Source organism: Mesorhizobium sp. P5_C1 (genome assembly GCF_054049815.1).
Genome location: NZ_JBFULQ010000342.1, coordinates 1 through 6,037, shown reverse-complemented (window position 1 = coordinate 6,037; position 6,037 = coordinate 1). Strand labels below are relative to the sequence as shown.

At 62.0% G+C, this 6,037-nt stretch carries 5 protein-coding genes; all 5 read right to left on the bottom strand.

What is annotated here, in order from left to right:
- A partial coding sequence (locus ACXJ7R_RS22500; RefSeq protein ID WP_457153777.1) for a putrescine/spermidine ABC transporter permease occupies positions 1 to 647 on the bottom strand: 647 nt, incomplete at its 3' end.
- Positions 648 to 656: 9 nt separating this feature from the next.
- Complete coding sequence (locus ACXJ7R_RS22495; RefSeq protein ID WP_095088558.1) at positions 657 to 1,796, bottom strand: ABC transporter ATP-binding protein; 1,140 nt, start codon at positions 1,794 to 1,796, stop codon at positions 657 to 659.
- A gap of 81 nt (positions 1,797 to 1,877) precedes the next feature.
- The gene (locus ACXJ7R_RS22490; protein ID WP_095088560.1) at positions 1,878 to 2,975 is read right to left on the bottom strand and encodes a polyamine ABC transporter substrate-binding protein; all 1,098 of its coding nucleotides are present in this window, start codon (positions 2,973 to 2,975) and stop codon (positions 1,878 to 1,880) included.
- Between the two features lie 350 nt (positions 2,976 to 3,325).
- Positions 3,326 to 4,279, bottom strand: coding sequence for a DMT family transporter (locus ACXJ7R_RS22485; protein ID WP_457153776.1), 954 nt, complete (start codon positions 4,277 to 4,279; stop codon positions 3,326 to 3,328).
- Between the two features lie 150 nt (positions 4,280 to 4,429).
- Positions 4,430 to 5,872, bottom strand: a complete 1,443-nt coding sequence (locus ACXJ7R_RS22480; RefSeq protein WP_095088564.1) for a helix-turn-helix domain-containing protein — start codon at positions 5,870 to 5,872, stop codon at positions 4,430 to 4,432.
- Between the last annotated feature and the right edge of the window lie 165 nt (positions 5,873 to 6,037).

The following is a 6,037-nucleotide window of genomic DNA, read 5'->3' as shown; positions in this document are numbered from 1 at the left end:
TCCATCTTTTCGAGCGACGAATAGAGCGGCAGCACCATGAACGGAAGGTAGGAATAGACGATACCGATGAAGATCGCCGTATAGGTGTTGAGGATGATCAAGGGCTGGCTGATGATGCCTGTGGCCAGCAGCAGCTGGTTGAGCAGCCCCTCCGGCTTGAGGATGCCGATCCAGGCATAGACGCGGATCAGGAACGAAGTCCAGAACGGCAGGATCACCAGCATCAGCAATGTCGGGCGGATCGTTGCCGGCGCGCGTGCCATGCCATAGGCGATCGGGTAGCCGACGATCAACGTCAGGACCGTCGAGATCGCGGCGATGATGACGCTTGTCACATAGGCGTTGAAATAGAGGGCATCCTGCGTCAGCCAGGCGTAGTTGTCGAAGCTGAGCGCGCCAAAGCCGGCGAAGAACCCGGAGATGCCGTCCTTGAAGTCGAGCACCGGCGTGTAGGGCGGCATGGCTATTGCCGTCTGCGACAGCGAAATCTTGAAGACGATGATGAAGGGAACGAGGAAGAAAAAAAGCAGCCAGACATACGGGATGATGATGACCAGGCGGCCGACGAAAGCCGCTCCCAGCCTGGCCAGGACGGACTTGTCGGCATTGGTTGCCGGGGCTGATGCGGTGACGGCGGCGTTCGACATGACCGCCCCCTACCGCGTCAGCACGACGCCGGCGTCGGGCCGGAAGGAAACCCAGGCGCGGTCGTTCCAGCTCAGCGGATCCTCGGTGATGCGGGCGGCATTCATGGTGCTGGCCCGCACCATCTGCCCGTCATCCAGCCTGACGTGAAAAACGGTCATGTCGCCGAGATAGGCAATGTCATAGACTTCGCCTTCAAGTGCATTCACCGCATCGGCCGGCTTCTTAGACGAAATCTTGATCTTTTCCGGCCTGATGGCGAACACGATATCGGCGCCTGCAGCCGTCTTGGCGGCGTTGTCGACGACGATCTGGGCTCCGCTCGAACCCGCGATGCGTGTCGTGTTTGCGGTCTGCTCGGCGACCTTGCCCTCGAACATGTTCACGTTGCCGACGAAATGGGCGACAAAGCGCGATGTCGGCGCTTCATAGACTTCGGCCGGCGTCGCCACCTGCATCACCTCGCCCTTGTCGATGATGGCTATGCGGTCGGCCATGGTCATCGCTTCTTCCTGGTCGTGGGTGACGACGACGAAGGTCAGGCCGAGATTCTGCTGCAGGTCCATCAGTTCGAACTGGGTCTCCTCGCGCAGCTTCTTGTCCAGCGCGCCGAGCGGCTCGTCGAGCAAGAGCACCTTCGGCCGCTTGGCGACCGAGCGGGCGAGCGCGACGCGCTGGCGCTGGCCCCCGGACAATTGATGCGGCTTGCGCTTGGCGAACTGTTCGAGCTTGACCAGCTTCAGCATCTCGGCGACGCGTGACGCAATCTCGGGCTTCGGCATGCCGTCCTGCTTGAGGCCGAAGGCGATGTTGTTCTCGACCGTCATATGCGGAAACAGCGCATAGGACTGGAACATCATGTTGACCGGCCGGCGATAGGGCGGAATGCCGCGCAGATCCTGGCCGTCGAGCAGGATGCGGCCAGCTGTCGGCTCCTCGAATCCGGCGAGCATCCTGAGCAGCGTCGACTTTCCGCAGCCCGACGCGCCGAGCAGGGCGAAGAACTCGCGCTCGAAGATGGTCAGCGACAGATTGTTGACGGCGGTGAAGTCACCGAACTTCTTGGTGACATTGTCGAACTGGATGTATGGCTTGGCGTTCGGGTCGTTCCACGGCGCAAAATCCCTGCGGATGCTGCCAAGCGATTTCATGTCCCACTCCGTCCTGTGTCTTGCTTCTTGCCCCAGAAAGAATCGGTCCCGGCAGGTGGCTGCCGGGACCGTCTCGGATTGCTATTGGCCGGTGACGATCTTGGTCCAGCTGCGTGTGATCAGACGCTGGGTCTTGGGATCGTAAGGCTGGACCGTATAGAGCTTCTGCAAGGTCGCCGCGTCGGGATAGACTGACGGGTCGTCGAGAAGCGCCTTGTCGACGAACTGCTGCGACGCCTTGTTGCCGTTGGCGTAGAGCACATAGTTCGACGATTTGGCGATCACTTCCGGCGTCATCATGTAGTTGATGAATTCGAGCGCCTCGGCGACATGCGGCGCATCGGCAGGGATCGCCATCTGATCGAACCACATCTGAGCGCCTTCCTTCGGCACGGAATAGCCGATTTCCACGCCCTGCTTGGCCTCGACCGCGCGGTTGCGAGCCTGGAACACGTCACCCGACCAGCCGACGGCCAGGCAGATATCGCCGTTGGCGAGTGCGTTGATGTACTCCGAGGAGTGGAACTTTCTGATGTAAGGCCGGACCTTGAGCAGGGCCTCCTCGGCCTTGGCAATATCGTCAGGCGAGGTGCTGTTGGGGTCGAGACCGAGATATTTCAGCGCCGCAGGGATGATGTCGGCCGGTGAATCCAGCACATAGACGCCGCAGTCCTTCAACTTGGCCAGACTGTCCGGATTGAAGAACACATCCCAGCTGTCGATCTTGTCGGTGCCGAGTGCCGCCTGCACTTTCTTGATGTTGTAGCCGAGACCAACCGTGCCCCACATATAGTTGACCGAGTATTCATTGCCGGGGTCGTATTTGGCGGTTCGTTCCGAAACCGTGTCCCACATGTTGGAAATGTTCGGCAGTTTCGACTTGTCGAGCTTCTGGAACACGCCGGCCTGGATCTGGCGCGCGAGGAAGTTGCCGCTGGGCACGACCACGTCATAGCCGCTGCCGCCGGCAAGCAGCTTGGTCTCCAGGATTTCGTTGGAATCGAAGGTGTCATAGACGACCTTGATGCCGGTTTTCTTGGTGAAATCATCGATGATCGAACTGTCGATATAATCCGACCAGTTGAAGACGTTGACGACGCGATCTTCCGCATGGCCGCCGACGGTGAAAAGCGTCAGAAATACCGAGGTCGCCGAAAGCCAGAGCGCTTTGCGGATCATGCTATTCTCCTTTGATGAGTGTTCCTTCGCCGGCTCGACGCGGACCCCGCGCGGCCGGGCATTTGTTTCAGACTATTGAGCTTTCCAGGAAGCAACAAGCGCCAACCGCCGACAGCATGCGGGCGGTTCGATGAGCGGCGGGTGGTGGGTTTGTGTCCCTGTCGCTGCCTGGGAGGCGTGCGGATACCGTCAAAGGCTTTCGCCGTGGCGGGGGCAGAGATACGACGATGTGGTCCGGTCTCGATCTGACCGGCAGGGAGACTTGGCAAGATACGCCTGTCTTGTTGTTGCGTAGTCTCAGCCTGCCCGCGCGGCAGCGAATTTGTCAATGGCAAAGCATGCACGCCGCATCAATTAGGCGATGGCACCCCTGTGACCCCTGCACGCTCGGGTCGTGCCTGGCGCTTGAATTCGAGCCCGATATGGACGAGCAGCGCCGTCACCACCACCCCGCCGCCGATGATGGTGCGCTCCGACGGTACTTCGGAATGGACGAGCCAGACCCATATCGGGCCGAGGATCGGCTCGAACGTGCCGAGCAATGCTGCGACGGCCGCCGGGATCAGCCGCGCCCCGGTGGCAAAGAAGGCCAGGCCAAGACCGAGATTGACCACGCCGAAGGCAAACAGAAAGCCCATGTCACTGGCCGACACGGCGAATGTCGATGCCTGCGAGGCGGCAAAGCCCGCCGCAAGCATGGTGCCGAGACAGGTCGCCGGCGTCATGCGAACGCTGGAAAACCGCCGGGTAATGACGGTGGCGATCGAGAACATGACAGCAATCAAGAGCGCCAGCCCGTCGCCTATCGGCGAGACGGCGCCATTGAGCGATTCCGACACCATGATGGCGACACCGGTAATGACGGCGGCGATCGCCAGCCAGGTCACGACACTCACCCTCTCGCGAAACAACGCCCAGGCAAACAGCGCCGCCAGAAGCGGCACGCCGGCCTGCATCAGCAGGATGTTGGCGACGGTTGTGTAGGCAAGTGCGACGACGAAGGCGGTCGATGCCGTGGCGAAGCAGAGCCCGACGGCCAGGCCGGGCAGACCCATGTCGCGGAACAATTTCAGCGTGCCGCGCCAGCCGTCGCGCCAGACCATGAAGCAGATCAGGAAGGCCGCTGCCCAGACGGAGCGCCAGAAAATAACCGTCCAGCTGTCGCCGACGGCGATGAAGCGGGCGATGGTGCCACCGAAACTCCACATCAGCGCCGACAGGAACACCAAAAGCATGCCGACGCGTTCCTCGCGCGGCGAGACGGTCGACAAAACAACGCTCGGTGATGGTGCTGTGTCGGTCATGGGCGCGACTGTCGGGCTTTTGTGGACGGGACGATGCGCAAGGGACGACAAAAAGATGCTCCGTTCGCGTAACGCAAAGGCGAAGGCCGGGGGTGAGCCAGAGATCGACGACAATTGTGGCACCCGGCCCGGCGTCACTGGGGGCCAGCGTCACTGGAAGTCGAAGGCACTCAGGCCCGTCACCATCTCGTCGAGGCCAAGTGGACGCGTCACCGGCGGCTCGGCACGCGCCAGACAGCCGACGCGTTCGCAAAGCCGGCAGGCGGGCCCGACCGGCGTCGCCGTGACGCTGCCCGCCTTCGCGGTGGCAGCCGCGCCGGGAAGTGCCGCGCCATAGACGATGTCGTCGCGAAAGCCGATGTCGCAGCCAAGCAGCAACGCCGTGCGGCGCGGACGCTCGGAGAAGGCGCCTTGCGGACCTTCCAGCGTGCGGGCAATGCACAGGAACTCGGCGCCGTCGGGCATTTCCACCGCCTCGACGAAGATCTGGCCGGGCTGGGTGAAAGCGACATGCACGGGCAGCTTGGGACAGCCGCCACCGAAGCGGCTTTGCGGAAAGCCCTGGCTGCCGGCCTTGCGGAAGCGGTTGCCGGCATTGTCGACCTCCAGCATGAAGAACGGCACGCCCTGGACGCCCTGCCGCTGCAGCATGGTCAGCCGGTTCGCCGCCTGTTCGAAGGAGACGCCGAAGCGCGAACGCAGAACGTCGATATCATAGCGGGCACGAACGGCAGCCGCATGAAAGGCCTGGTAGGGCATCATCAGCGCATGCGCCGCATAGCGGCCGAGTTCGAAACGGGCGAGACGGCGGGCCTCGTCGGTGGTCAATTTGAGCGCCTGGATCTCGCCAGCGACCGCGACCGTCATGCGGATCAGGCAGGCTTCCATCGCCACTTCGCGCAGCTGATCGAACGGCGACAGCCGTTCGGACAGGAACAGGCGCTGCGAGTGGCGATCATAACGGCGGCGCCAGTTCGGCATGGTGGCGACCGGCAGCACCTTGACCACGATGCCGTATTCGCGCTTCAGCCAGGCCTTCAACGCGCCGAACAGATCGTCGCCGGGATCAAGCACCGAGGTGAACGCCGCGGCCTCTTCCTCGAGTGCCGCGAAATGGTTGGGCCGGCGCTCGAAAATCTCGTGCACCTCGTCTATCGGCAAGCGAGCCCCGGAAAGTGCGGTCGCCCGACCTTCGCGCGCCAGGAGTTCGTTGAGGTCGGACAGGCGCTCGGCCTGCTCGCGATAGGCGCGGAACAGTTTTATCACCGCCGCCGACGCGTTGGGCGCCGCCTCGGCAAGCTCGATCAACTCCTGATCTCCCGGCAACTCGCCGACCAGCAGAGGATCGGTGAACACTTCCTTCAAGGCAGCGACGGACCCCCTCGCCTCGCCCTGCAGTTCGTGCGGATCGACCTTGTAGACGGACGCCAGCTTGAGGATCAATTGCACGGTCAGCGGCCGCTGGTTGCGCTCGATCAGGTTGAGATAGGACGGCGAGATACCGAGCCCCTCGGCCATCGCAGTCTGCGTCAGGCCCTTGGCGTTACGGATACGGCGAATGCGCGGCCCGGCAAAGATCTTCTGGTCAGCCATCAACTGTCCTTGACAAGAATTTACACCACTTTCGCAGAGACCTTACGCGCGTATCTTTTACAGTCATGACAAATTTACAACGGCTTCCTGTCAAACACAACACAGGTTTTCCCCTATTTCAAGCTGATTTCCTTGATTTCCCTGGCCCATTTCGCACCGCAATGT